We start from the raw sequence: 25,002 nt of genomic DNA, 5'->3' as shown, positions 1-25,002 counted from the left end.
CGTAGCCGCCGGTAAGCGCCAGGGGGTAGGCGCCGCCCACGGCGAGTACATCAGCCAGCAGGCGACGGTGCAGATCGGTGAGCTCACGCAGCGGCCTGGGCGCTGTGAGCCAGCTCGTCGAAGGCGTGTTCCCAGACTTCACGGACATCACGGCTGATCAATGTGCGCAGCGTGGGCCACAAGCTGACGAGGAGGCCGCGGTTGAGGTACCGGACCAGGTCGTCGTGCTGGCCCTCGGCCAACACGATGCGGTAATAGCTCATCCGCAGCCGTGGCTGGTCGAGGTCGAACGTGGTCAGCCCCGACCATGCCAGGTGAAGTGGCAGGCGCACCGTGCCGTGCTCGGGGCCGACAAGCTCGGAGAGTGCTGCGGGCGTTCGCCGGGCGAACTTGGCACGGCGGAGATCGGAAAGACTGGGCTGTGATGCCATACGTCGATTATCCAGGGAGAAGTTGCCGAAGCCGACCGGACGCATCCAAGGTGACCCGACGAAGAAGCCCCTGGCCGTCGGCCAGGGGCTTTCATGTGGAGCGGGTGACGAGAATCGAACTCGCGCTCTGAGCTTGGGAATCAAGGCTCTTTCGTCTGGTTGCACCCCTCTGACCAGCAATAACGGGTATCGAGGTGGCCTTCAGAGCTTGCTTTCGACGCCCGCCATTTACCGTGGCTGACCGCCCCTCCGGGCATGGATCGGGCATGAAGTGGAGTGCTGAACTCTGCGTCCCTGGCACAACTCGGTTGAGGCATGCCTAGGGTGTGCTGACAAGATCCTGGCTTCTGACGGCCTTCGCGATTCCAGGCAGGGGCCGCCGTCCGTGGTTGATGTATCGGTACTTCAAAGGCCTCAGAGATGGCCCTGCGGACGGTCGCACAACCATCTTTGGCAACTTGGCCAGTAGTGCCGTTAGGCTGCGTCGACATGGGGGTGTTCGATTCGCATCCTAGTCTTTTAGAAAAGGCGCGCCGGCTCTTGCCATGAAGTGGCTGTGGGCAGGCTAACGTCGCCACGTTCATACGAACTAACGTGATCAACGAGGCATTTCCCGATGACTTCACCCAGTCGTACTGGGACAGCATTCCCGATCAACCTTCCTAGGCGGCTGAAGGTCACCTGCTCTCCTCGCTTCAAAAACTTGTAGCTCCTCGGAAATGTTTGCAGCATGGCGGCCTCTCGTAGAGAGATCGCTCGATCCTGTGTCGGATGCCCAAATCGCCCATTTCCGTAACCGAAGCATTGAGTTGTGATTGTGGGCGCAGGTGCATCCCATTCCATGCGACCGTAAACACTCGGATAGGTTGATCCTGACGTCTTTTTATGGCAAGCCGCAACCAGTTCCGGATCCCAGTCCCGCCACGTTCCGCCAGGCTTAGAAGACTTCATGCGGAGCATATTAATTTCACTTAGAGATGAGGCTGCATGAAGCCGGTCCTTCGGGTGCTGCTCACCGGCCTCAATGGCGGGAAGTTTTCCGATCTCTTGGCGGACAGTCTTGGGCTTATCGGTAAAATATGCGCTTAGGTCAAGCCCGTGACTTCCCAGCTTCGATGCGAGAAGAACTAGACGCTTGCGAGACTGCGGGATTCCAATTTTTGTGCACTCCACAACCGACCAAGAAACAGAATATCCTTCTAGTGATTCCAGGAATTCTGTGAATACCTGATGATCGGTCAGTTGTGGGACATTCTCCATAGTTACAAGGTCTGGCTGCAGCTCTCGAACCATTGAGCCAAAATTGAGGACAAGCCGCCAGTCCATTCCTCGCTTTTTGCTGCGCCCGCTCTGGCTGTAAGTCGAGAACGGCTGGCATGGCGCGCACCCCGCGAGCAGGGAATACTTACCGCTGAAAAGAAAGGGTTTCAGTTCATCGGTTGTCAGGTCCTTCACGTCCCGCTCAAGAAAAGGCGCAGAGTTATTGGCCTCAAAGGGGAAACGACAGTGCGGATCCAGGTCGACGCCGGCAGTGACATTGATGCCACTTTGGACAAGGCCGTGGGTAAGGCCTCCCACGCCGCAGAAGAGGTCAACCGCAGAGATCTCGGGGGGATTCTCGTTACTCATGTCGTATCACCGCTTGGCCTACTGTCGGGCCGGAGAAAGTAGTGTGAATCAACGTAGCTTGCAAAACACGAAATCACTTCACGTAGGTAAGCCTCCACGCTCTGCGACATCTCGCGAAGCTCACTCACCAGCACTCCGTCAGCGCAGTCGACGAAGGAAATGGACCCGTGAGCCAGCCCGTTCCTGCGGTTCTTCACGAGCTGCAGGGGCCCGAGCCCATCCCGCTTCTTGCGCTTGACACCGGTTTGGGTCGGAGGCGTGAGGGTCAAGGTGCACCCCAGGCGTTCGGCCATCTTGTAGATTACCTCATCGTCCCAGTTGCCCCCGCCGCCCACGTCAATCTTGAAGGGCAATACCGGTATCTTCTGGACGATGTGAGCGCTCATTTCCAGGGCGTGCTTAAGGCGGCTCTCTGCGGACATGTCTGAATGGGTGCGAGCCATCGCCCGTACCCATTCTCGCAAGAGGGCTTCGTTCAGCTCATGGGGCTGCCATTGTCCGGAATTAGCTGCCGCCTCTGTTATTTCCGAAATGCATCTCGACATGGTGGCTTCCACGAGATTATACAGCTGTAGGTAGACGCTGGAGTAGAGAATCTTTTGCTGCTTCGCTGTAATCGGGTAGTCCGAATTGGCGATGCGAGGTACACCCTGTCGGGTTGCCTCTTCGATCTTTTCTAGAAAGTCGATGTAGCTCTCTACTTCACTAGAGCGTTCCTCGAAGAACGGGATGAGATCCGAAGTGCTCATGCGCTAACCAAACGTGCTCGCACGAATTCGATACGCCCTTCAAGGCGGGCGCGCGCATTGGCTCCATCGGAACCGGTCTTCTCCATAAATTCATCGCCCTGAGTCCATTCCAGGACGTTAAAGCGCTCCCGGCTAAAGTCCCGAATCTCAGGTCGATCGTGCAGTGCCTGGTAAGATCCGAGCGCAATGGATTCGTAACGGGCTCGAGGTGTTGCCTTGCCGCTGGGTGTCTTCCTGAATCCGTGAGGGAAAACCCTATCAATGAATTGCATAGTTTCACGGAAGCGCCTGGTGTAAGAGATGGCCAAGCTAGCGTCCGTTGCGAATGCGCGGTTCATTTTCTTTGCATACTGGAAGATGAAGTCTGCGGGGCGGTCCTTGTACTCCTGCAGGCCGTCACCATAGGCGAAAAACCTGGTTACGAGTTCGTCGTACCCGCGCTCGTCCTTGAGCTTGTCGCTGATGGGTGCGAGTTCCCTAAACAATGGGTCATCAGCAAGTTCAATTACGAGATCAAGGAACGGGCCAGCGAGCGCGCCGCGACGGATTTCGGCTTTATTGGCAATCTTGCTTCCGGTGTTGATTCGTTCAAACATGTCCAGACGGGCGGACTCGTCGGCGTATTCGTTCAATACGATTCCGCGGATGGATTTATTTTTGATCTTTCGCTGACGAGATTCAGGGAGATCGGCGAACTTGAAGCCGGAGATGTAGGACAGCTGATCGAGGTCTCCGAGGCGGAAGTCTCCAAGAATGAACTCTTCGAGGGTCCGCAACCGCTGAGAGCCGTCCACTACTTCTAGCTTTCCATCGGGCATCTCCCAAAAGAAAACGAAAGGAATGGGAAGCCCCATGATTACCGACTCGATGAACTTCGACTTGCGCTCGGCCTCCCAGGTGAAGGCGCGCTGGTAGCGGGGGACGATGTACTCTCCGGCGCGCATCTTGCTAGCGAGAATCTCTACGGTGTACTCGGTGATGTAGAAGTCGATGCGCTTGGACTGTTCGACGATCTGCTGTTCCGCCGCAGCTTGTTCGTCTGGCGTGATCAGCAAATCGCCGTTTGTCATGATTCATCCCCATGCGCGTGTCGGAAACCTTGCCATGCTAGCTGACTGCTCATACACGATCATGCCACGCCTTGTCTTGCGAACCTGGGTGATTCAAGACTCCTGCGGCGGAGCTTGTGCCCAGGGCGGGCGATGTTCGGGGGCCGTTAGCGTGCTGTGCAACTACGTCTGCCTGTAACCGTTCGCCCCCACCTACCCCGGCTTCCATCCCGTCCGCCTTCGACCCACACACCGTGGAGCGGTTGTGGTTCAGGGCGTCAAGGTGGAGCGCGCCACTGTACGAACGACCTTGACGCCCTGGGCCGCGACTGCTCGGCTCTGCCTGGGGCGAAGGTGGTCGGGATGGGAGCCCCACGACGCTCGCCCCGCTCCGGCCGGCACTCGCGAACGGTGCCCCGTCCATCCCGGAGTCTGAGCGCCCCCGCCGGAGGCATCGTCTTGAAGCCGCGGCTTGGTTCTCGTCTCATGCCCCACGGGCCTATCCAGTTGCGGGCGCGCGTCGGCGGCGGCAGCGCCGAGCGGGCCGAAGGCAGGAGCGCGGGCGCAGCCAGAGCCGGGAAGCGCGCCCGGCGGAGCGGAGCGCAGCCGGGCGCCTTGATGAGGTAGAGAAACCTGTAACAGCTCGTTGGGCCACCGAGACAGGCGGTCTTGTGGCGTAAGGTCCGCTCCTGGTCCGATGGTGGCTACGGGGCAAGCGGCTGCTGGGGGCGGGCATGGCTGAGTTGCGGGTATCTAGTTGGAAGCGCCATGGCCTGGACCGGCTCTACGTGAACACACCCGATGGAACAGCCGTGGCATGGTTCGATCGACAAACTGGGCATATCGAGATCAAGGACGAGGCGTTACGCCTGCCAATCCTGAACGCCCTTACCCCCTACATGGCCCGTGCGACGACCACGCCCGTTGCAGTCGCATCGACGCCGCTCCCCCCTCCACCCGAATACGACCTGGCCTTGAGACGGCCCGGTGACGCACTGCGGGAAAAGATCAAGGAAGTCTCGCCGAGCCTGGTAGAGCGCTACCTCTCATGGATTCTGCGCCGCCCGACTGAGGCCGATCCCTGGAGAGCCGGACTTCGAGGTGAACGCGTCGTCAGTCGAGAGCTGGCGCGGCTGTCCCGCCACAACTGGCGTGCACTCCACTCCGTACCGCTGTCTCCGACCTGGGATATCGATCACCTGCTGGTAGGGCCCGGTGGTGTCTTCTCGATCAACACGGGGGGCCGTCGCAACAAGTCGGTCTGGGTTGGCGACCACGCAGTCCGCATCAACCACGGGAAAGGGCGCCCGTACCTCCGGAACAGTCGGCGCGAGGCTGAGATCGTGAGGGACGTACTCGAACGAGGATGCGGCTTCCCTGTCGCAGTCAACCCCGTGCTCGTCTTCGTTCGTCCGGCCGACCTGACCGTGGTGCCCTCCCTGCGCGACGTAAGAGCCCTCAACGAACGAGCCCTGGCCAGCCTGGCACCCCTGGCCGGAGCCCTGCTGCCTGAGCAGGTGGAAGCCGTATACGCCGTGGCGCGTGACCAACGTTCCTGGTCTGGCGCTCTCTGACGGTTTTCAGCGGTTGGCGAGCTTCCTGCCATCGTGTGCTCGGACGTGGGGCGCATCGTTCAGCAGTGCATCGGTGACGCGGACTGCGTAGACCTCAGCCATACGACTGGTCACCTCGTCCGGGGTCAGCCACTCGACCGCAGTGGACTCCTCCGAAAGCTGCTCCTGGCCGCCCTCAGCGTGGCACCGGAAGACAAGAGCGACGATGCCCCGGGCCGTGTTCTTGTAGACGCCGGTCAGTCTGTCGACCTGGACCTTGATCCCGGTCTCCTCGTATACCTCGCGGCGCACCCCGTCCTCCGGGGCCTCGGACAGTTCGAGCACGCCCCCCGGCGGTTCCCACGTTCCGTTGTCGGCTCGCCTGATCGTGAGGACTCGCCCGTCCTCGCGGATCACCACCCCGGCTACGGACACGGAGTGGAGTGGCGTTGACGGGGTCTCGGGGCGACTGTTACTCATGTACATGAGAATAGGAGACTGAGAAGGACTATGGCGAGTAGTGAAGTGGCCTCTTCGGCCAAGGCGAAGTATCTCCAGATCGCAGACGACCTGGCGGCGCAAATCCGGTCGGGGGCTCTGGCTGCTGGGGCCGCTGTGCCAAGCGAGACGGAACTCATGGGCCGCTACGGCGTGGCCTCGGGGACCGTACGCAAGGCAGTCGCTGAACTGCGTACGACTCAGCTGATCGAAACGCATCACGGGCGGGGCTCGTTCGTCCGGTCTCGCCCTCCGGTGCAGCGCAAGTCTTCGGATCGCTTCCGCCGGTCTCACCGGAAGGCAGGCAAGGCGGCCTACATCGCGGAGACCGAGCAATCTGGCGGCAAGCCGTCCGTGAACGTCCTCTTCATCGGCCCGGTTGAAGCACCGCAGGAGATCGCGGAACGGCTGGGCATCCCGGCCGGCACTCAGGTACTCGCGCGCAAGCGCCGGTATTTCCGGGACGGTGTCCCGACCGAGGAAGCCACCTCGTATCTTCCCTGGGACGTGGTGAAGGACATCCCTGAGATGTTCGCCGAGAACCCCGGCGGCGGAGGGATCTACGCCCGGCTTGAAGATCGTGGGCACACCCTCTCGGAGTTCACCGAGACGGTGCGGGCGCGACTCGCATCCAAGCCGGAGGCGTCCGCCCTTGCTCTGAGCCCAGGGTCTCCCGTCATTCATCTCGTACGAAGTGCGGAAACGAAGTCTGGCCGCGTTGTCGAGGTGTGCGACACGATCATGGCCGCTGACCAGTTCGTATTGGACTACCGCTTTCCCGCAGGAGACTGACGGGGCACCAACACCGCAGCCCGCCACAAGATTCTTTCTCATGGCGGGTTGACTCATGTACAGGACTCCTGCACTCTTCTACCTATCACTCATGTACATGAGTGACGGAGATCCTCTCTTCTATAGGAGAAGTCATGCCGTCCTTCAAGATCGATGTTTCGACCGCTGTCGTGTTCGTCGCGACGCCTCCGACGCCGAAGCTCGTGAGCAAGCAGACCGGTGAGATCGCGATCGACCGCGAGACCGGTGCCCCGCTCGCGACGGTGGGTCTGCTGGTCGCGGACGAGGGTGAGGGCAACCTCTACCAGGTGACCGTGCCGAACACGGGCGTCCCGGAGAGCCTGGCCCCTGGCACCCCGGTCACGGTGGTCGGCCTCAAGGCCCGCGACTGGGAGAACACGTTCAACGGCCAGACCCGGCACGGGATCAGCTTCCGCGCGGTCGCTGTGACCCCGCTGGGGGCCTGATCATGTCGGACCTGTCCACGGTGATCGAGGTTGCGGGGGCCTTATCGGCCGCCGGCGGTCTCGGTTACGCGAAGGCCCGGTCTCCTCGGGTGTTCTGATCGCTGGTCGGTGCCCCGGTCGCCCGGGTCCGGTTCTCGGTGACGTATCGGGCGACGATGGATGTGTGCGGGCTGACGGTCCAGCCGTCCCGCCTGCGGGCGTTCATGGTCCGCAACGTGGCCCGCCAGGAAGTTCAGCCGGTTCCCCCGCAGGTCCGCCGGGTCCGCTACTCCACCACCGGCATGAGGGCGACGCTTCGTCTCCCGGCCGGTCTGGAGCCTGCCGACGTGTCCGCCGCCTCGGAACGGCTCCGCCATGCCAGGGGCGTCCACTCGGTGCACGTGGTGGAGGTGAAGCCGGGGTTCGTGGAACTGCGGATGACCGGCTATGACGTCCTGCGCCGCGTGAAGATGCCCCGCCGACTCCCGCGCAACACGACCGCCGGCCCGCTCGTGGTCCCCGTCGCGCTGCGGGAGGACGGTACGGCGTTCGTCCGGGACTATCAGAAGGTCCCGCACGCCCTGACGGTCGGTGCGAACCAGTCGGGCAAGTCGATGTATCAGCGCAACCTCATCTCCGGCCTGGCGAAGCTCCCGGTCGGCCTGGTCGGGATCGACTGCAAGCGGGGTGTCGAACAGCGCGGCTACGCACCCCGCCTCTCCGCCCTGGCCATCACCCCGGACGAGGCGGACGGCCTGCTGGAAGCCCTCGTGGGTGAGATGGAGGAGCGCTTCGACCTCCTCAGCTCGCATGGTGTCCCGGACATGTGGGGCCTGCCGGCGAAGCTGCGCCTGGTGCCGCTGGTCGTCCTGGTCGACGAGGTCGCGGAGCTGTTCCTCGTCGCCGCGAAGAAGGACGAGGAGCGGCGGGACCGGATGGTGATGCGGATGATCCGGCTCGCGCAGATGGCCCGCGCGGTCGGGATCTTCCTGGAAGTGTGCGGGCAACGCTTCGGGTCCGACCTCGGCAAGGGAGCCACCGCCCTTCGTGCCCAGCTCACCGGGCGTGTGGTGCACCGGGTCAACGACAAGCAGACCGCCGAAATGGCCCTCGGGGACATCGCCCCCGAAGCGGTCTTCGCCGCCACCACCATCCCCCCGGACCGTCCCGGTGTCGCGGTGGCCGGAGACTCCTCCGGCGGCTGGTCCCGCATCCGGACCCCCGCCATGACCCCCGCCCAAGCCGTGGCTATCTGCCACGAGTTCGCGCACCTCACCCCGCACCTTGCCGCTCTGGCACCCTTCCGGCCGGCCGTCTCCGCCGCCCCGGCCCCGGGCCCGTCGCTCCTCAAGCCCCGCCCGGCAACCGGCTAACACCCCTCCCTGCAAGTCCAGTTGGCGTAACTGCCTCGCGCCAGGTCCTTACCCCGCCCATGCCCGGAACCGGAAGGAACCCCCGCCATGGCACCTCGACGGACCACCAAGCCCCCGAAGGATCCCGCCCCGACCGCTCCGGCCGTGTGCTCGCCGTGTGACGGGTCCGGGATGGTCGCCGCCACGGTCCGCGTCGGCCGCAAGCGCCGCCCGGTCGGCCAGCAGGACGGCATCTGCCTCAACTGCCTCGGCACCGGCACCAGCCCCGACGCCTGACACACCGCACCAACCACTTCTCCAGCCCACGACAGAAGGAGCACTCATGATCCGCACCGGAATCGCCACCCGTGAGGGAACGGCGGCCGACAACGCCGATGCCGCCAAGGTCTACGTCCTGTTCGACGGCACGGTCGGCGCCGCCGTCATCGACGGCATCGGCCACGGCCCCCACACCTCGCGCACCGCGCCTCTCCTGGCCGAGACCGCCGCTCGCATCTCCGCGCGCCGGGGTCCGCTCGCCGGGCTCCTGACCGCCTCCGAGCTGATCGCGGACGAGGGCGCCGACGGTGAGGAAGCCGACGCGGTCGCGGTCACCGCCCGGGTACGCCCCGACGACGAGGTCGCCGTCGTCAACTGGACCGGCGATGCCCGCGCCTACGGCTGGGACGGCACACGACTGGAGCTCTACACCGACGACCACACCGTCGGAGCCCAACTCCGCGCGAACGGCGTCTCGTTGGAGATCGCCCGGGAGCACGACAACTGGCTCCGTACGAGCCTGGCGCGGGCCAGCATCGGCACCGTCTACACCGCCGGCGTCCTCGACCAGCTCCTCATCCTCACCAGCGACGGCGTCCACGACCAGATGCCCCTGGACGACATGGTGGCACTCGTCCGCGAGCACGCGCAGGACCCCCAGTCCCTTGCCGACGCCCTGGTCGCCGCCGCTCGGCCCGACCAGGACGGCTACCGGGACGACGCCACCGTCGTCGTCATCTCCCGCACCGCCTAGCCCGGCGCACTCCCTGCCCCGGAAAGGAGGTGAACCCCGTGTCCCGCATTCGTATCGACGCTGTACTCATCCAGGCCGTGATCGCCGGTGCCCTGTCCTTCGCGCACCTGCACGACCTGGCCGAAGCGGCTGGGCAGGACGGTTGGAAAGCCTGGGCCTACCCCGTCAGCGTCGACCTGCTCCTGGTCGCGGCCTGGCGGCGCATGCGCACCACCGCCGACAACCGCGCCGCCTGGGCCTGGTTCGTCATCGCCCTGGCCGCGTCCCTCGGTGCGAACGTCGCCACCGCCGGACTCCTCGACCTGGACAACGTTCCGGCCTGGCTGCGCATCCTCGTCGCCGGCTGGCCCGTCCTCGCCTTCCTCGGCGGCACCCTCCTCGTCCACGCCCCCACCACCGCGCCCGCCGAACCGGACCCCGTCCCGGCTGCCGCACCGCTGGCTGCTCCGGCCGCTGAGCCGGTCCCGGACGTGACGGTGGAACGGGCTCCCGAAGCGGCTCCGGAACTTCCGCCGGCACCGTCCGCCGACCCCGCCCCACTGCCTGTTCCGGCTCCCGCCCCGGCGACTGTTCCGCCGGCGCTGCTCGACCACGCCCGGAAGCTGGCCGACGCCCACCAGACCGCGACCGGTGCCCGGATCGACGCGGCCACCCTGCGCGCCCGCCTCGGCGTCCCCGCACCCCTCGCCGACGCCATCACCGCACAACTCACCTAACCCACAAGGAGGTTCACGTCATGCCGCGCCCGAACCGCTTCACGAACGTGGCCCGCTTCGGCCCCGTTCAGGTCGGCACCTACTACGACGGCCGGGGTCGCACCAAGCACGTCGCCGCCTGCACCGCACCCCGCTGCGACTTCTCCGCCGACTACCACGGCCGCGCCGCCGCCGAACTCGCCGCCCGCACCCACCGCTGCAACCCCTGACAGGAGGCCCCACCCGTGTTCACGCCGAAGATCCCGCCCCCGGACACCGCACCCACCCCGAGGACTTCGTTGGTCCCGCCGCTCACCGGCCTCGTGCACCCCCCGGCCTGCACCTGCCACACCACCCCTCCGGCACCGGCTCCCGTGGCTCCGCTCGCCCGGCCGGCCGTTCAGCTCACCCCGGGCTCGCTCCTCGTGGCCGCCGCCGGCGGGACCGCCATGGTCCTGATCATCGGCACGGTCCTCGTCTCGATGCTCCTGGCCACCGCGATCACCGCCGCCTCGGTCGCCGTGTGCGCCGTGGTCCTGCGCTCGCTGCTCAACCGCCCGAACAACCGCTAACCGGCCCCCGGGGCGGCCTCAACCGCCAAGTTTCCGCCGCCCCGGGCGCCCAACCCACTTCCAGATCCAACGGACCCGAAAGGGAGATCCCATCATGCCCCAGCACACCCCGCCCCGACCGATCTGCGGCCACTGCGACGGCTTCCCCACCGTCACCATCACCACCGGTCAGACCACCCCCGACGGGCAGCACCAGACCATCACCGCGAACTGCCCCGCCTGCCATGGCACCGGCCACACCACCCCCACCCGCGCCCACACCCGGATCGGGGCCTTAGCGCCATGGCCGACCTGACCCCCACCCCGGACCGCCCCGGTCTCCACGTCAGCAAGCCGTCCCCGACCGCCCCCGCCACCGGCTCGGCCGTCTGCCACTGCGGAGCCGCGGCCACCGCCACCGGGGATAGCCAGGTCAAGGCCCTGGTCGAGGGCTACACGGCGAATCACGGTGCCGCTCACGACCGGATGGGATGGTGACCGCGATGCGCCGCGTCCTGGATCTCTTCTCCTGCGCCGGCGGGGCCGGTTGGGGCTACCACCTCGCCGGATTCCAGGTCGACGGCTGCGACATCGCCGACCGCCCCAACTACCCCTTCGCCTACCACCGGGGCGACGCCCTGGAATACCTCGACCGCCTCACGACCACGGGTGACATCGACCGGTACACGCTGGTGCACGCCTCGCCGCCCTGCCAGGCCGGCTGCGCCCTCACCATCGGTACGAACACCTCCCAGGGCTGGGGCGGTGACCACCGCGATCTGGTGGCTCCCACCCGCCAACTGCTGGAACGAACCGGCCTGCCGTACGTGATCGAGCAGCCCAACGGCCGCGCCGCCATCCGCAAGGACATCTCCCTGTGCGGCGAGATGTTCGGCCTGGGGGTGATCCGGCACCGGAACTTCGAGCTGGGCCGCTGGAACACCCTCACCCCCGTCCACCGCCGGCACCGGGGCTACGTACGCGGCTACCGCCACGGCATCTACCGGGACGGGCCTTACGTCGCCGCGTACGGGGAGGGCGGCGGCAAAGCCACCGTCCCGGAGATGCAGCAGGCCATGGGCATCACCTGGACCGATGTCCACGAGGAACTGACCGAGGCGATCCCGCCCGCCTACACCCGCTGGATCGGCACCGCCTTCTCCACCGCACGGCAGGAGGTGTTGGTGTGAGCGACACCGCCACCACGGCGGGCCTGGACCCGACCACCCTGGGCGATCTGCTCCGGGTGGTCGGGTCTCCCGGCTTCGACCGCCTCTCCGAACAACTCCGCCGCACCGGCGGCTGCTCCCAACCCATCCACCTCACCGGCGCCACCAAGACCATCGACCGGGCCACCGGCACCCTGCTGCACCACTACTCGACCGACACCGAGCCCGGCGGCCGGTTACGGATCGCCTGCGGCAACCGCCGCGCTTCCCGCTGCCCCGCCTGCGCCTGGACCTACGCCGGCGACACCTACCACCTCATCCGCGCCGGCCTCACCGGCGATCCGGAGAAGGGCACCCCGACCACGATCCGGGACCACCCCCGGGTCTTCGCGACGCTGACGGCCCCGTCGTTCGGCCCGGTCCACAACCGGCCCGGCAACCGCACCTGCCGCTGCGGCACCCAGCACCCGGAGGACGCACCGGAGCTGGGTACGCCGCTCGATCCGGAGACGTACGACTACGCGGGGGCGGTGCTGTGGAACAACCACGCATCCGACCTCTGGCGCTACTTCACGATCTACCTCCGCCGCGAAATTGCCCGCCGGGCCGGACTCACCCAGAAGGCCGCCCGCGAACAGTCCAAGGTGTCCTTCGGGAAGGTCGCGGAGTACCAAAAGCGCGGGGCCGTCCACTTCCACGCGGTCATCCGCTTCGACGGACCCGACGGCCCGGACACACCGCCCCCGGCCTGGGCCACCCTCGACCTCCTGGACGACGCGATCCGCGCCGCCGCCGCCCGCGTCGAAGTCGACGTGCCGGCCAACCCGGAAGCCGGGGTCAACGACGGCTGGACGTTGCGGTGGGGCACGCAGCTCGACGTGCAGCCCATCGGCGCGTTCGGCAACGGCGAAGACCTCACCGAACAGGCCGTCGCCTCCTACGTCGCCAAATACGCCACCAAAGCCGCCGAGACCACGGGCACCGTCGACCACCGGGTCGGCAACAAGGAAGCGCTCGTGCTCCTCGACGTGCCCGAGCACCCGCGCCGGCTGATCGAAGCGTGCCTGGACCTGCACCACGCCTACCCGGAACGCAAGCTGCGCGACTGGGCCCACATGCTCGGCTTCCGGGGCCACTTCTCCACCAAGTCCCGCGCCTACTCCACCACCCTCGGGGCCCTCCGGCAGGTCCGCGCCGACTACCGCGCCGCCGAACAACGCACAGCCCTCGGCCTCCCCGACCCCGACGACCACCCGGAGGCCACCACGCTCACGCTCGCGCACTGGACCTACGCCGGCAACGGCCACACCCCCGGCGAATCCTGGCTCGCCGCCAACATCCACCGCGACCTCCAGCACAACCGCGAAACCGCCCGCGAACACCGCGCCGAACTCGAAGAGGCAGGGGAATGCTGATCATGACGAACAGGCTGCTGACCGTTGAGCAGGTTGCTGAACTGCTGGGCACGACCGCTCGGTTCCCGCGCCGTTTGATCGCGGAAAGGCGCATTGAGTACGTGAAGGTGGGCCGACACGTCCGGATCGCGGAGCACGTGGTGGAGGCGTTCGTGGCCGCCCACACGGTCACGCCCGCGCGTCGTCTGCGGGGTGTCGCCTAATGGCGGGCAAGAAGCGGCAGTTCGGCCGCGTGCGCAAGCTCCCCTCGGGTCGGTATCAGGCTCGCTACCTGGGCCCGGACGGCATCGACCGCCCGGCGCCCGAGACGTTCCGGACCAAGCGGGACGCTGATGACTGGCTTGCCGACCGGCAGAGTGAGGTTCGGTCAGGGGACTGGCGCGACCCTGACGCCGGCAAGGTGAACTTCGGTGAGTACGCCCTCCGGTGGGTGGAGGAGCGTGACCTCGCCGCGACGACGGACGAGCTGTACCGCCGCCTGCTCCGGCTGCACCTCCTGCCGACCTTCGACGGGGTCGACCTCGACAAGATCACGCCGCCCTCCGTCCGGACATGGCGCACCGAGAGGCTGAAAGCGACGGAAGCACCGACAACGGTGGCCAAGTCGTACCGGCTCCTCAAGGCGATCATGGAGACCGCCGTGGACGACGAGCTCATCCGCCGCAACCCGTGCCGGATCAAGGGCGCGGGCAAGGAGTCGGCGGAGGAACGCCCCACGGCCACCGTCCCGCAGGTCGATGCCCTGGCCGACGCGATGGGCACGCGGTGGCGGCTGATGGTCTACATCGCCGCGTACGGACCGGCCCGGCCCGAGGAACAGGCGGCGATGCGTCGCCCGGACGTGGACCTGCAGAACGTCGGGGTCTGGGTCCGTACGGCTGAACCTGAGCTGACCACGGGCCGTCGCGCTCCCGGGGACACGAAGTCGGCGGCCGGTCGACGGTTCCTCGTGCTACCGGCGTTCATGGCGACCGATCTGGAGCGCCACCTCGACTGGTACGCCGAGAAGACGCCGGACGGGCTGCTGTTCGTGGGGGAGAGGGGCAAGCCGTTCCGCCGCTCCACCTTCGGCCGGAAGTGGCGCAAGGCTCGGGCCAAGGTCGGCCTGCCGGAGAATTTCCGCTTCTACGACCTCCGGCACACCGGGCACACCCTCTCGACCCGCTCCGGGGCGACCCTCAAGGACACGATGGTGCGCGCCGGCCAGTCCACCGAGCGGGCCGCGCTGATCTACCAGCACTCCGACACCGAGCGGCAGAAGGAGGTGGCCGACGGCATCGACGCTCACGTGCGCGCCGCACGGCTCCGGGCACAGGAGGAGCAGGCCAAGCAGCGATCGGGCACGGAACGGGCACGCGACGCCTGAAGTGGTCCAGACAACAAACAAGGCCCGGGTCGATGACCTGGGCCTCAGTCGTGGAGCGGGTGACGAGAATCGAACTCGCGCTCTGAGCTTGGGAATCTGGGCTCCTCGGCCCCATAGCTCTACTCTGACCTGCAAAAATGGACCTACGGTGGCAACGCTTGCTGCCCGTGCACGTACCCCTGATTGACCGTGGCTGACCACCATAGGTGGTGCATAGGTGGTGCGTGCCCGCGACCGAACGACCCCGACCAGCCGCAAACTGTACGACCCCGAGCGCGAGGCGCGCGCTGCACGCCTCCTGCTGATCAACGTGGGCACCACCTGCAGTGCGAAACCTGCGACGAGGGCTGTCTGGGCCCAACATCGTCGAAGTCTGAATCTCCCGCGCTTGAAGCGTCGTTGTCAGTGCCCCGTGAGAGAGTGTCGATGCAGGTTCCTCCCCCATGGCGAGGCACTGCGTGACCATGGGGTACTGGGTGGCTGGGAGGGATGCCGTCTTGCCAGATCGGATTATCTATCACTTCACGCACATTAATAACCTCCCGAACATAATTCAGTCCAAAGCGCTCTTTGCTGATAGTCAAACGCGCAATCTGATGCGGGTCGAGGTTGGCGATCGGGGAGTTAAGTCGCGCAGGAGAGGACTTCTCGTCCCTAAACCTCCAGGCGGAGTTCCTGCCGACTACGTGCCCTTTTACTTCGCCCCACGCTCCCCTATGATGCTTTGCATTAACAGTGGACGCGTTCCGGAGTACCAGGAGGGCCAGGGGCCCCTGATCTATCTGGTTTCCACCGCCCAGAAGATGGCTGTTCAAGGAATTCCATTTCTCTTTACTGACGGCAACTGTGCTAGTCGGATTACAACTTATTATGACGACCTCGCGCAGCTTGATCAGGTGGATTGGGCTGTCATGGAGGCTCGAATCTGGAGGGACACGGCGGAAGATCCCGACAGGAAGAGGAGGAGGATGGCAGAATTCCTAATGCACGAGACGGCTCCGCTTTCGGCAATGCTTGGGATTGCTGTCATGAATGAGGAAGTGGCCGCAAGCGTTCGGCATATTTTGACTCAGCATTCGCATCCAATGGAGGTGCGAGTTCGGCGTGAGTGGTATTATTAGGGTGCATCGAAAGTGAAATACGCGAGCGAACAGGGAGGTGTCCCCATGATTGAAGAGACTCACGGCAACCTACTCGACGCCGAAGTAGATGCACTTGTCAATACGGTTAACACTGTAGGTGTCATGGGGAAGGGGGTCGCGCTGCAATTTAAGCAGGCCTTCCCGGAAAACTTCAAAGCCTATAAGGCGGCGTGTGATCGAAAAGAACTCGTCCTCGGTGATATTCTGATCTACGATTCGCATAGGCTTGGGGATCAAAGGTATATCGTCAACTTTCCCACCAAGGGTCACTGGCGCTCGCGTTCCAGGTTGCAGGACATTGAATCCGGCCTTAAGTCCCTAGTGTCGATAATCAGTGACTACCACATCACTTCTATTGCCATCCCCGCCCTCGGGTGCGGCAATGGTGGGCTGCAGTGGGACGAGGTTCGGTCGCTGATCTATAGACACTTGAGCGACCTTGAGGGCGTACGGGTGCTGCTCTATCCCCCTCAGGGTGCCCCGGAGGCCGGCGCCATGCGAGTGGGAACCAAGAAGCCCAACATGTCTCATGGCAGAGCTGCGCTGCTAGGCCTAGTGGGGCGCTATGTTGAAGCTCGTACGTTTGAGGACCCTGAGGCTCCTAATGGTGCATCACTGCTTGAGATTCAAAAGCTGATGTACCTATTGCAGGAATCTGGAGAATCTCTCCGCTTGGCCTACTCTAAGGGGAATTACGGGCCATATGCCGAGAACCTTAACCACGTTCTTCAGGCGATTGAAGGTCACTACTTGCGTGGATACGGAGACCGAACGGCTTCCGTCCTTGCGCTGGACCCACTTGAGCTAGTTTCTGGAGCGAGGGATGAAGCGGAAAAGATTCTCGCTTCATCGCCGGAGACGCGAAGCAGGTGTGAGTTCGTAACCGACGTCACAGAAGGTTTTCAATCTGCTTACGGGTTGGAACTCTTGGCTACAGTGCACTGGGCAGCGAAATCTGGAGGGCTATCTGCTTCAGACGGCCCAAGCGAAGTGGCAAAGATCGTTCACGAGTGGAGCAGGCGAAAAAAGTTTCTCTTCACTGAAGCGCATATTGCTAGCGCGTGGGAGAGGCTTGTAGATAGCAGGCTAGTTAGCCCTTGACGAGGTAGAGAAAGTTGTAACGCCTGCCCACCGCCCCTAAACCGAGCCGCAGAGCGCGGAGCTAGCCACCAGCAGGCTTGCAGATGGCTGGCTCCGCCTGCGTCTGACCTGCGATGGGCGCGGGCAGCACCGGTGGTCGGTCTACCCGCAGAGGTTGCGGGAAGCGTCAGTCAACTAAGACTGCGACAGCCTCTTCACCACTGGCAGTAAGCCACAGCGGCATCATCCCCCGACTTGTACCGAGGCCACCGCCGCCCGGTGGGGTCTGTCGCCTCTGTCTCCCGCACGTCCTGGATCAGGCGGCGAGGACCCTTGGTTCTGAGGGTGGTGAAGACGTCGTCCCAGCTCGCTGTCTGGTACTCCGTGACGAGTCGTGACACCCCGTCCGACATGACCGCTGCATCGCGGATCTCCTTGAGCGGGGTGCTCCCTGTCTGGGCGTGCGCTGCCGCTCGTGAGTCCCCGGCGGCCACCCAGTAGCCGTCGGTAGTGTTCCGGACCTGCCGCTGGGCGAGGACGAATCGTTGCAGCGCCTCCCGGTGCCCCGGTGTGTGGGTCTCGTGCTGCTCTACTTCGGCTCGCATCTCCGGTAGTACGGAGTCGACGCGTAGATCAGTTAGCACCGTGAAGTCTCCACTCGTTGCGAGCACGATGGGAGAGTCAGCTAGCACTAGGTGATCGAGCACTTCATACCGGCGGCGTAGAACGGCCACGGTGGCAGACGGGGTACCCGGGTTCTTGAGGTCGCACCTAGGGTGGAGGTGGGCGACCCGTTCTAGGGCCTCAGCCAGGCCGTCGGAGAGCGACTGGTCCGGTTCCGCGAGAGACGCGAGCAACTGCCCCCCGAGATGCGCGACGTACCACGGGACTCCGTGGCTGCAACCCGTGCTGAGACCAGCGGTACTCAACCCGTCAAGGACGATCGCCAGCGAAGGTGTGCCTGCCACCCAATCTTCATTCGGGTTGGCTCCGCCCGGGAGTGTGTCAATGGATACGCGCATGCTCAGCTCTCGTGTCGGTACAGCGGAGTGACCCTGCGGCTTTCGAGCACCTCAAGGGTCTTGGGGTCGTAGCGGCAAGAGATCAAGGTCGAAAATCGGCGAGTACGAACCTCTCGGTACAGCTCAGCCAGGTTGTGTTGCAGGTAGTGGACGACCCCGTTGGCCCCAATGGCATGGACACCTGCGATGTACAGGAAGGTGCCCCGCCCATCGAGACGAGGAAGCCGACCCAGGTATCCGAAGTCGCCTGCTGAGCCGTCCTCGTCCATTGGCGACCGGTACTCGGTGCCTGCCTTCCGGTCGACCAGGTGCCAGGCCGTGTCCTTCTCGAAGCGCAGGTTGTCATCCCCCTCTAGCACCTGGGCGACGATGGGGGACAGTCGTGGCCCGCAGACGACGATGTGGTTCTCGCGATTCAAGTTCACGATGCCGGAAGGCGGGATCACCTCGTACCCGGCATCCAGCTTCATGCCGGCGAGCATCCCTCGGAGATGCTCGAAGTTGTTGAGGTCTTCCCTGGTGACAACCTCGCTCGGCTTCTGATCGGGCCCCTTGCCAGCCTCGTACTTACCTCCCAAAGAGATTGTCACCCGGTCTGTGCCAAAGAAGGCGCGTTCCGGCGGGGGGCCGGCGGACGCTAGCTGTCCCACTCGGCCTCGGGACACGCCCAGCTCTTTCGCGATCTCTGCTTGCGTCATGCCGGCCGCTTGAGCCTCTTCGATGGCTTCGCGCCTCACTCGGGACAGCTCCAGGACCCACGACTGATAGGTCCCCATCAGGCCGATTGCGGCCTTAGCTCGCTCTACGGGCTGCGCAATCTCAGTGACCCGCGTCATGTCCTCGTCCACGGTTCTCCACTCCTCGCCTAGGGGGGCTTTCAAACTGTACCGCGAGAGGGGGTTGCGCAGGGCTTCTGGTTTGCCTACGGTACCTATCAAGCGGTTGGGCAACCCCCCCTAGGCAACACCTTCGGGGCGAGCAACCCGTGGTTTGAGCTGCAAGAACGTCCGGAGGGCTCCGTGAAACGGGCCTGAAGGAAGCGTCCGGTCTTTGAGAACTGAACAGTGAACTGAAGTGAGGTGAGAGCCCTTGCTCCCGTGACGGCCGGGTGAGCCGTCGGCAGTGGTACGGCGCGTCGGCGCGGTACGCACGATCCTGCGGCCCTGGAGAACGCCACGGTGCCACCCGCAGTGAGCTGCCCTGCTGAGCGCCAGGCAGAGAGATGGCGCCACACCTTCCGCAGTTCGCGCTGCGGCCGGTTGCCTCCCCCGCCCGTCCGGCTCGCCCTTGTGGCGGTGTCGTACGGGCGGGGCTGAGGGGAGCCGGACACCCGGTTTCATCCAACGAGAGGGGCCCACGATGTGGGGAAGCGTGATCGCGGTACTGGGAACCCTGCTGGGGTCGGTGACCGCCTACGTGCTCCAGCAGCGCACCGCCCGTACGGACCGTGCGGATGTCCGCCGGCGTGAGGAGCGGCGGGACCGGATCGCGGCCGTCACCGCCCTGGTGGCGGCGCTGGCCGACCACCGCCGGGCGATGTGGGTCCGCGAGGACTTACGACTCTCCGGCGCGGCCGAGGCCGACTACCAGGCCGCCCGTGCGGCCAGTCACAACACCCGCTCCGCCCTGACCGCCCCGCTGACCACGCTGGCGATCCTGGCCCCCGACCTCGCTGTGGCTGCCCATGCTGCGGCCGATGCGACGTACGCGCTGCGGGGTGCGGAGAACCGGGAGCTTCTCGACTTCTACCGCCGGTCCGCGATCGAGGCCGCCGACGACCTCGTCCGCGCCGCCGCCTGACACTCCAACCCGTTCACGACGCAGCGCGGCCCCGGTGCAGGAACACCGGGGCCGCTGTTCGAGCCGCACATCCTGCTAGGGAGAACACGACTCATGAAGAGCATCGCAGCACTTCAGGCCGTTGTTACGGCCGCCCCGTTCGACGGTGAGCCGCCGAACGCCGAGCTGGACGCGATCGAGACGGAGATGCCGCTGATTCTGGCGGACGTCGACCTGCTGGACGCGCAGATCATGACCATCGACCGCACCCCGACCGAGCTGGACCAGCAGCGCATCCGCCGGGCCCGGCGCCGGGTGCTGGCCGCCCGCCGGGACCTCGCCAACCGCGCCGCCACCCTCACGGTCTCCGGCGGTGCGGCATGAGTGCCCCGGCCGCGAGGACGGTTCTGCCGGCCGTCGCGATGACGGCGGTGTCCATGGTCCTCACGCTGGCCGTGGTCGTGATGTGGCTCGGCACGGCGATGCCCTGGCCGATCGCCCTGGTGGTAGGGCTGGGGATCGATGGAGGGTGGCTTGCCACCCTCGCCTACGAACGCCGCCTCGCCGCACAGGGCGACCACTCCACCCCCGTCACCGCCGTGGGCTGGTTCTTCGGCTTGGTCGCCACCGGCGTCCTGGTCGCCCACGCCGCCACCGCCTACACCAGCGCCGGAGCATGGTTGGCCGTCGCCTGGCTGCCCCTGGCCGCGAAGGCCCTGTGGCTGGTCCACGGAATGTGGGAGCGGACCGCGCTGACCGGGTCCGCGCTGGAGGCGATCCAGGGCATCCAGCAGGAAGCACGCGACGAAGCCGCCGTGGCCCGCGCCCGGCTGCGGGCCGAGGCGGGCACGGAGGAGACGCGGCTGGCTGCTGTGACGCAGGCCGGGGCGCGCGTCGCACGCGTCCAGGCACAGACCGCCACCACCCTCGCCCGCGCCTGGTCGACGCTGGAGAGCACCCGGTCCGGGAAGGACACCGGCAGGGCCCTGACCAGCGTGACGACCCGCGTCACACCCGGCGTCACACCCACCTGGGAACTCCCCGTCTGGGGCCCCACCCACCCCGTGCCCGCGCTGGAGAGTGCGCCCGCGCTCACGGATGCGGAGCTGGACCGGTTGGTGGATGAGATCCGGCACAGCCAGACCCCGGCCCTCTCCTACCGCGAGATGTCCACCCGCTTCCGGGCCGCCGGCCACTCCGCATCCGAGGTCCGGCTCCGGGGCGCGTGGAAGCGCGTCGTGGCCGCCTGATGGCCGACGTCTACCGGTGGCGCCTCGCCCCCGATGGTCTGGCCACCCGCCGCCAGCTCCGCGCGCTGGGGCTGCGGCCGGGTGGTCAGGACGTCGTGGCCGAGGTCCACCGGCCCCGCCGCCGTAAGGCCCCGCTGGTCGCCTACCTCTACCGCATCGAGCACGCCAAGCCCGTCCGGCCCATGACGCCGGGCCGCTCCGCTGCTCTGGCTGCGGCGATGCTCGCCCGCCGCACCTGCCCCAACTGCCGTACGGACGCCGGGTATTGCATCCCGCGTTCGCTCGGCATGTGCGTCACCTGCCACGACACCCCGCCCACCCGGAAGGACACCGCCTGATGAACGCCGCCGAGTACCGCGCCGCCGCCGAACGCCTCCTTGCCAAGGACCGAGACCGCTACCAGGCCATCACCCCCTACGACTTCCGCAAGGCCGAGCTCCTCGCCCAGCTCGCCGTATCCGCCGCAACCTCCGAGGCCACCGAGGCCCGCACCTCGCAGCCGACGAACGCCTGACGCAGCACCGCCCCGGCCACCCGACGAACGCGGGGGTGGTCAGCCGGTTCGACTCCGGCCCGGGGCACTCCCGCACTAGCCCGCCTAGGGAAGGACCCGCGTGGAATCCCACCTGCCCGCCCCCCGTCCGCCTGCCGTCGTGCAGCTCCCGGACGGCACCCCCGCCTACACCGACCACCTCCCCACCACCTACCAGCAGTCCACGGCCGTGCCGCAGGTCGTCCACGTCCACCAGGCCCCGCCGGACCGGACGGTGCAGCGTCTCGCGCTCGGCTCCGGCATGGGCGCCGGGATGGTGGCCGCCGGCGTCTACTTCGGCCCCCTCCTGGTCGGGGTGCTCACCGCGATCGCCGCGAACCTCGCCCTGCTCGCCCTGGTCGCCGCCGTCTGCGCTTGGGGCGTCGTCACCGTCGTGAAGTCGGTCGGCGGCAAGACCACCCCGACCGGCCGCAAACGCCGCTGAGAAGGAGGGATGCTGCATGTTCCAGGCAGGTCAAGAGGTACTGATCGTTGCGTGTGAGGACGACTCGCGTGCGGTCGGCCGTACCGGCCGGATCGTCGATGAGGTTCCCCCGGGGCCGCTCACGAACGGCCGGTGGACCGTGCACCGGGTCGGGCTGCTGATCGGACCCGTCCTGTGCCACTCCCACGAACTGCGGCTCGCCTGACGGCTGCCCGCCATCCCCGAAACCAGCACGGCTCGGGGGTGGTTGGGGAGCCGGACAGTCCGGCCCCACCACGGGAGGTCACCGTGCACAGCTACACCCGAGCCGAGTCCCGCGAGCGCGGCAAGCTGTTCCGCAAGGGCTTCAAGCAGTCCCTGGCGGATTGCCTGGACCCGGACATCCGCCGCCGGATCGAGCGCATCGACCAGGCCGCCGCCGAACGCGGCGCCCTGGAGCTGGCCGCCCTGCACAAGGTCCAGGCCGACGCACGCCAGGACCTGGCCGCCGCCAAGGCCGTTGAGCGCACCGCCCCGCGCGCCGACAAGGCGACCGCCCGCGAGGCCCGTAAGCAGGCCGAGCAGCGCGTCCGCCTCGCGGAGCGGGCCGTCCAGCGGGCCGAGCGGAGCTGAGCGGGGGCGGCCGGACCCGGCCAAGGAAACCGGCCACCCCCTCCTTCACCCCAACCCAGCAGCAACGAGCCGGAGAGGCACGTTCATCATGACCGAACCCGCCATCGCGGACCCCGGAATGGGGACCGTGCACCACCTCGACGACCACCGCCCCACCCCGCCGGCCGAACCGGTCAGCCTGGCCAAAGACCCGGCCACCGTCCCGACCACCCCGCAGACCCAGGCCACGTTGCGTGCGTCGCGGATCGTCCGCACCGGCCGCGCCGCGCGCCGGATTGCCACGCACGACCGGACCCGTTCCACCGCCCGGTTCACCGTCCGGCACGGCATGTACGTGGTCGGCGGCGGCCGGATCGTCGCCCGCCGCGCCTGGGAGGGCCGTACCGCCTCCCGGTACGAGCGGATGCTGCGGGCGGCGGAAGCCGCGGGGAACCTCGACCTCGCCACCGAGTGGGAAGAGCGCCTCTCCCGCTTCCGCGCCGCCCGCCACCAGCGCCGCATGGACCTGCTCTCCGCCCCGGTCAAGGCCGCCAAGGGCGCCGCCGCAGCAGCCGGACTTACGGCCGGTGGGCTGCTGGTGCTCGGCATCTTCCTCGCCATCGCCAACAAGAACTTTGCTGACCTCGCCACCCCCACCCTGGCCCTGATCGAACTGGTCCGCTGGATCGTCGTCGTCATCACGGTCGTCTGGGGACCGCTGGTCACCCTGGGACCGTGGGCCGCCTTACTGGCCCTATGGGGGGTGGGCCGTCACCAGCAGGCGGCACCGCAGTGGGTACTGCCCGCCCGGTCGACGGACGCGGGGGCACCGATCACCCCGTCCGTCGTCGTCACCGCCCTCCGGGACCTGTGCATCGCCCCGCTGCGCAAGGCCGTGAAGGAGATGGGCGACGCCGGGGCCGCGATGCTCGGCCCCATCCGCATCGCCGGGTGCGGTGTCGAAGTCGACGTCACCCTCCCCTCCGGCGTCGCCACCAACGAAGTACAGGGGCGCCGACGGAAGTTGGCGGAGAACCTGGCCCGCCACGAACACGAGGTGTTCATCACGATCCCGCAGGCCGCCCGCACCGTCCGACTCTGGATCGCGGACAGCGGCGCCTTGGATGAGCCGATCGGCCCGTCCCCGCTCCTGACCGACACCACCCTCACCGCCGACTACGCCAAGGGTCGGGCCCCCTGGGGCCAGGACCTGCGCGGGGACGGCGCCCTGATCAGCCTCTACCAGCGGCATTTCCTGATCACGGGCCTGTCCAACCAGGGCAAGACCGCCGCCCTGCGCGCCCTGGCCCTCTGGCTTGCCCTGGACGCCCGGGTGGAGTTCCGGATCGCGGACCTCAAGGGCGTGGGCGACTGGGGCATGTTCGACGGCCTGGCCACCGTGCTGATCCAGGGGCCGACCGATGACCACGTCATCGAAGCGACCGAGATGCTCGAAGGCGGCGTCGCGGAGATGGAGCGGCGTATCCAGGCCCCACCGGGCACGGTGTTCACGCCGTTGATCCTGGTCGTGGACGAAGCGCAGGTCGCGTTCATGTGCCCGCTCGTGGACAGCGAGAAGCGCCCCTACGGCGGGTCCAAGGCCACTGCCCGCTACTTCATGGCCGCCCGGAAGATCCACAACCAGGGCCGGGCCGTGGACGTGCTGCTCTACCAGGGCACCCAGGACCCCACCGACCAGAACCTCCCCAAGCTCGTCCGCGAAGGCGCCCACACCCGCGCCTCCCTCGCGCTCGGCACCGAGTCGCAGGCCCGCATGGCGCTGGGGGACAAGGCGGTCGACGGCGGGGCCGCCCCGAACCTGCTGCGCCCGGGGCTGGACAAGGGGACCGTCGTGGTCGCCTCGGACGGAATCAAGATTCCCGCCGGGCAGGCCGCGATCACGGTGCGCACGCACTACATCAGCACCGACGATGCCGCCGTGGTCGCGGACCGGGCCAAGGCTCTGCGGGACGGGGTCACCACCCTGACCGCCATCGACCACGGCGAGGAGCGTGACCCGCTCGCGGACATCATGACCGTCCTCGGAGACACCTCTCGCGTCCTCACCCAGGACGTCCTCAAGCGCCTCGCGGCACTCAACGAGGACGCGTACGGGAAGTGGTCGCACCTGGACCTGAAGCGGGTCCTGGACGGCACCGGGGCCGAGCCCTACAAGTCCGACGGCCGCATGGTCATCGGCCGCGAGCGGCTCGCCCGCCACCTCGCCAACCGGGACATCGAGGGTTCCGCTTCGGCTGCCGAGTAGCAGGGAGGCGCCCCCCGCCGGGTCAGGGAGGCAGGGAGAAGTCCCTGGTCCCCTCCCTGACCCGCCTCCCTGGCCCTGACCAGCGCAAATGATCTGCCAGGGAGTCAGGGAGGCACCGCAGGTCAGACCCCCGAAACCCCCTCCACACGCACCCCGACAGGGGGTGC

Annotated in this window: 33 protein-coding genes; 26 read left to right on the top strand and 7 right to left on the bottom strand. The window is 66.6% G+C overall.

The window, feature by feature from the left end:
- Window positions 1–83: 83 nt before the first annotated feature.
- From ACFWRT_RS17770 to ACFWRT_RS17755, 4 genes are all read right to left on the bottom strand, one after another.
- Window positions 84–431 (bottom strand): transcriptional regulator, encoded by a 348-nt coding sequence (locus tag ACFWRT_RS17770; protein ID WP_380949713.1) that lies wholly within the window; start codon window positions 429–431, stop codon window positions 84–86.
- Between the two features lie 519 nt (window positions 432–950).
- Window positions 951–2,060, bottom strand: coding sequence for a DNA cytosine methyltransferase (locus tag ACFWRT_RS17765; RefSeq protein WP_380949714.1), 1,110 nt, complete (start codon window positions 2,058–2,060; stop codon window positions 951–953).
- The gene (locus ACFWRT_RS17760; RefSeq protein WP_380949715.1) at window positions 2,057–2,809 is read right to left on the bottom strand and encodes an MAE_28990/MAE_18760 family HEPN-like nuclease; all 753 of its coding nucleotides are present in this window, start codon (window positions 2,807–2,809) and stop codon (window positions 2,057–2,059) included. The genes ACFWRT_RS17765 and ACFWRT_RS17760 overlap by 4 nt, the downstream gene beginning before the upstream one ends.
- On the bottom strand, window positions 2,806–3,879 hold the full coding sequence (locus tag ACFWRT_RS17755; protein WP_380949716.1) for a DUF262 domain-containing protein: 1,074 nt from the start codon (window positions 3,877–3,879) through the stop codon (window positions 2,806–2,808). The genes ACFWRT_RS17760 and ACFWRT_RS17755 overlap by 4 nt, the downstream gene beginning before the upstream one ends.
- A gap of 713 nt (window positions 3,880–4,592) precedes the next feature.
- Between ACFWRT_RS17755 and ACFWRT_RS17750 the strand changes: the two genes are divergently transcribed.
- A complete protein-coding gene (locus tag ACFWRT_RS17750; RefSeq protein WP_380949717.1) occupies window positions 4,593–5,432 on the top strand; it encodes an NERD domain-containing protein in 840 nt (279 codons plus the stop codon).
- 6 nt (window positions 5,433–5,438) lie between these two features.
- On the opposite strand, the gene ACFWRT_RS17745 is transcribed toward ACFWRT_RS17750, so the two are convergent.
- A complete protein-coding gene (locus ACFWRT_RS17745; protein WP_078859442.1) occupies window positions 5,439–5,903 on the bottom strand; it encodes an NUDIX hydrolase in 465 nt (154 codons plus the stop codon).
- An 18-nt stretch (window positions 5,904–5,921) separates the two neighbouring features.
- Between ACFWRT_RS17745 and ACFWRT_RS17740 the strand changes: the two genes are divergently transcribed.
- The 16 genes from ACFWRT_RS17740 (at window position 5,922) to darG (ending at window position 16,971) form a co-directional block, all read left to right on the top strand.
- The gene (locus ACFWRT_RS17740; RefSeq protein WP_380949718.1) at window positions 5,922–6,701 is read left to right on the top strand and encodes a GntR family transcriptional regulator; all 780 of its coding nucleotides are present in this window, start codon (window positions 5,922–5,924) and stop codon (window positions 6,699–6,701) included.
- A gap of 134 nt (window positions 6,702–6,835) precedes the next feature.
- A complete protein-coding gene (locus ACFWRT_RS17735; protein ID WP_097892702.1) occupies window positions 6,836–7,168 on the top strand; it encodes an SCO3933 family regulatory protein in 333 nt (110 codons plus the stop codon).
- Window positions 7,169–7,269: 101 nt separating this feature from the next.
- A complete protein-coding gene (locus tag ACFWRT_RS17730) occupies window positions 7,270–8,520 on the top strand; it encodes an FtsK/SpoIIIE domain-containing protein (protein ID WP_380949781.1) in 1,251 nt (416 codons plus the stop codon).
- Between the two features lie 87 nt (window positions 8,521–8,607).
- Window positions 8,608–8,796, top strand: a complete 189-nt coding sequence (locus ACFWRT_RS17725; protein WP_380949719.1) for a hypothetical protein — start codon at window positions 8,608–8,610, stop codon at window positions 8,794–8,796.
- A 46-nt stretch (window positions 8,797–8,842) separates the two neighbouring features.
- Window positions 8,843–9,532, top strand: a complete 690-nt coding sequence (locus ACFWRT_RS17720; protein ID WP_380949720.1) for a SpoIIE family protein phosphatase — start codon at window positions 8,843–8,845, stop codon at window positions 9,530–9,532.
- A gap of 38 nt (window positions 9,533–9,570) precedes the next feature.
- Window positions 9,571–10,248 (top strand): DUF2637 domain-containing protein, encoded by a 678-nt coding sequence (locus tag ACFWRT_RS17715; RefSeq protein WP_380949721.1) that lies wholly within the window; start codon window positions 9,571–9,573, stop codon window positions 10,246–10,248.
- A gap of 20 nt (window positions 10,249–10,268) precedes the next feature.
- Window positions 10,269–10,457 (top strand): mobile element transfer protein, encoded by a 189-nt coding sequence (locus ACFWRT_RS17710; RefSeq protein ID WP_097892716.1) that lies wholly within the window; start codon window positions 10,269–10,271, stop codon window positions 10,455–10,457.
- Between the two features lie 15 nt (window positions 10,458–10,472).
- Window positions 10,473–10,799 (top strand): SpdD protein, encoded by a 327-nt coding sequence (locus tag ACFWRT_RS17705; RefSeq protein ID WP_380949722.1) that lies wholly within the window; start codon window positions 10,473–10,475, stop codon window positions 10,797–10,799.
- A 94-nt stretch (window positions 10,800–10,893) separates the two neighbouring features.
- Window positions 10,894–11,094: a hypothetical protein gene (locus ACFWRT_RS17700; RefSeq protein WP_380949723.1), complete on the top strand. Its 201-nt coding sequence runs from the start codon at window positions 10,894–10,896 to the stop codon at window positions 11,092–11,094.
- Window positions 11,082–11,276, top strand: a complete 195-nt coding sequence (locus ACFWRT_RS17695; RefSeq protein ID WP_380949724.1) for a hypothetical protein — start codon at window positions 11,082–11,084, stop codon at window positions 11,274–11,276. Before ACFWRT_RS17700 ends, ACFWRT_RS17695 begins: the two co-directional genes overlap by 13 nt.
- A gap of 5 nt (window positions 11,277–11,281) precedes the next feature.
- Complete coding sequence (locus tag ACFWRT_RS17690; RefSeq protein ID WP_380949725.1) at window positions 11,282–11,968, top strand: DNA cytosine methyltransferase; 687 nt, start codon at window positions 11,282–11,284, stop codon at window positions 11,966–11,968.
- The gene (gene repSA / locus ACFWRT_RS17685; RefSeq protein ID WP_380949726.1) at window positions 11,965–13,362 is read left to right on the top strand and encodes a replication initiator protein RepSA; all 1,398 of its coding nucleotides are present in this window, start codon (window positions 11,965–11,967) and stop codon (window positions 13,360–13,362) included. Before ACFWRT_RS17690 ends, repSA begins: the two co-directional genes overlap by 4 nt.
- Before the next feature lie 2 nt (window positions 13,363–13,364).
- The gene (locus ACFWRT_RS17680; protein WP_030701141.1) at window positions 13,365–13,565 is read left to right on the top strand and encodes an excisionase family DNA-binding protein; all 201 of its coding nucleotides are present in this window, start codon (window positions 13,365–13,367) and stop codon (window positions 13,563–13,565) included.
- Complete coding sequence (locus tag ACFWRT_RS17675; RefSeq protein WP_380949727.1) at window positions 13,565–14,728, top strand: tyrosine-type recombinase/integrase; 1,164 nt, start codon at window positions 13,565–13,567, stop codon at window positions 14,726–14,728. Before ACFWRT_RS17680 ends, ACFWRT_RS17675 begins: the two co-directional genes overlap by 1 nt.
- A 443-nt stretch (window positions 14,729–15,171) precedes the next feature.
- Window positions 15,172–15,849: a type II toxin-antitoxin system toxin DNA ADP-ribosyl transferase DarT gene (darT, locus tag ACFWRT_RS17670; RefSeq protein WP_381121313.1), complete on the top strand. Its 678-nt coding sequence runs from the start codon at window positions 15,172–15,174 to the stop codon at window positions 15,847–15,849.
- A 45-nt stretch (window positions 15,850–15,894) separates the two neighbouring features.
- Window positions 15,895–16,971 (top strand): type II toxin-antitoxin system antitoxin DNA ADP-ribosyl glycohydrolase DarG, encoded by a 1,077-nt coding sequence (darG, locus tag ACFWRT_RS17665; protein ID WP_380949728.1) that lies wholly within the window; start codon window positions 15,895–15,897, stop codon window positions 16,969–16,971.
- A 194-nt stretch (window positions 16,972–17,165) separates the two neighbouring features.
- Here darG and ACFWRT_RS17660 read toward each other — a convergent pair whose 3' ends face one another.
- Complete coding sequence (locus tag ACFWRT_RS17660) at window positions 17,166–17,918, bottom strand: protein phosphatase 2C domain-containing protein (protein ID WP_380949729.1); 753 nt, start codon at window positions 17,916–17,918, stop codon at window positions 17,166–17,168.
- A 56-nt stretch (window positions 17,919–17,974) separates the two neighbouring features.
- A complete protein-coding gene (locus ACFWRT_RS17655; RefSeq protein WP_380949730.1) occupies window positions 17,975–18,820 on the bottom strand; it encodes a sigma factor-like helix-turn-helix DNA-binding protein in 846 nt (281 codons plus the stop codon).
- A 511-nt stretch (window positions 18,821–19,331) separates the two neighbouring features.
- Here ACFWRT_RS17655 and ACFWRT_RS17650 point away from each other — a divergent pair.
- From ACFWRT_RS17650 to ACFWRT_RS17610, 9 genes are all read left to right on the top strand, one after another.
- Entirely contained in the window at window positions 19,332–19,772 is a 441-nt protein-coding gene (locus ACFWRT_RS17650; RefSeq protein ID WP_380949731.1) for a protein kilB, read from the top strand.
- A 93-nt stretch (window positions 19,773–19,865) separates the two neighbouring features.
- Window positions 19,866–20,135, top strand: coding sequence for a DUF6284 family protein (locus tag ACFWRT_RS17645; protein ID WP_380949732.1), 270 nt, complete (start codon window positions 19,866–19,868; stop codon window positions 20,133–20,135).
- Window positions 20,132–21,001, top strand: a complete 870-nt coding sequence (locus ACFWRT_RS17640) for a protein spdB (protein WP_380949733.1) — start codon at window positions 20,132–20,134, stop codon at window positions 20,999–21,001. Before ACFWRT_RS17645 ends, ACFWRT_RS17640 begins: the two co-directional genes overlap by 4 nt.
- Complete coding sequence (locus ACFWRT_RS17635; protein ID WP_380949783.1) at window positions 21,001–21,339, top strand: RRQRL motif-containing zinc-binding protein; 339 nt, start codon at window positions 21,001–21,003, stop codon at window positions 21,337–21,339. The genes ACFWRT_RS17640 and ACFWRT_RS17635 overlap by 1 nt, the downstream gene beginning before the upstream one ends.
- Window positions 21,339–21,515 (top strand): hypothetical protein, encoded by a 177-nt coding sequence (locus ACFWRT_RS17630; RefSeq protein ID WP_380949734.1) that lies wholly within the window; start codon window positions 21,339–21,341, stop codon window positions 21,513–21,515. The genes ACFWRT_RS17635 and ACFWRT_RS17630 overlap by 1 nt, the downstream gene beginning before the upstream one ends.
- 100 nt (window positions 21,516–21,615) lie before the next feature.
- Window positions 21,616–21,978 carry a DUF6251 family protein gene (locus tag ACFWRT_RS17625; protein WP_380949735.1) on the top strand — a complete coding sequence of 121 codons (363 nt, stop codon included), beginning with the start codon at window positions 21,616–21,618 and terminating at the stop codon, window positions 21,976–21,978.
- Between the two features lie 16 nt (window positions 21,979–21,994).
- The gene (locus ACFWRT_RS17620; RefSeq protein ID WP_365549132.1) at window positions 21,995–22,183 is read left to right on the top strand and encodes a hypothetical protein; all 189 of its coding nucleotides are present in this window, start codon (window positions 21,995–21,997) and stop codon (window positions 22,181–22,183) included.
- An 83-nt stretch (window positions 22,184–22,266) separates the two neighbouring features.
- Window positions 22,267–22,590: a hypothetical protein gene (locus tag ACFWRT_RS17615; protein ID WP_380949736.1), complete on the top strand. Its 324-nt coding sequence runs from the start codon at window positions 22,267–22,269 to the stop codon at window positions 22,588–22,590.
- Between the two features lie 88 nt (window positions 22,591–22,678).
- Window positions 22,679–24,835, top strand: coding sequence for an ATP-binding protein (locus tag ACFWRT_RS17610; protein ID WP_380949737.1), 2,157 nt, complete (start codon window positions 22,679–22,681; stop codon window positions 24,833–24,835).
- The last annotated feature ends 167 nt before the right edge of the window (window positions 24,836–25,002 follow it).

It is taken from the genome of Streptomyces cyaneofuscatus (assembly GCF_042718795.1).
Classification (GTDB): domain Bacteria; phylum Actinomycetota; class Actinomycetes; order Streptomycetales; family Streptomycetaceae; genus Streptomyces; species Streptomyces cyaneofuscatus_A.
Note: the sequence above shows the minus strand (reverse complement) of the source record. Positions and strands in the feature narration are given on the sequence as shown.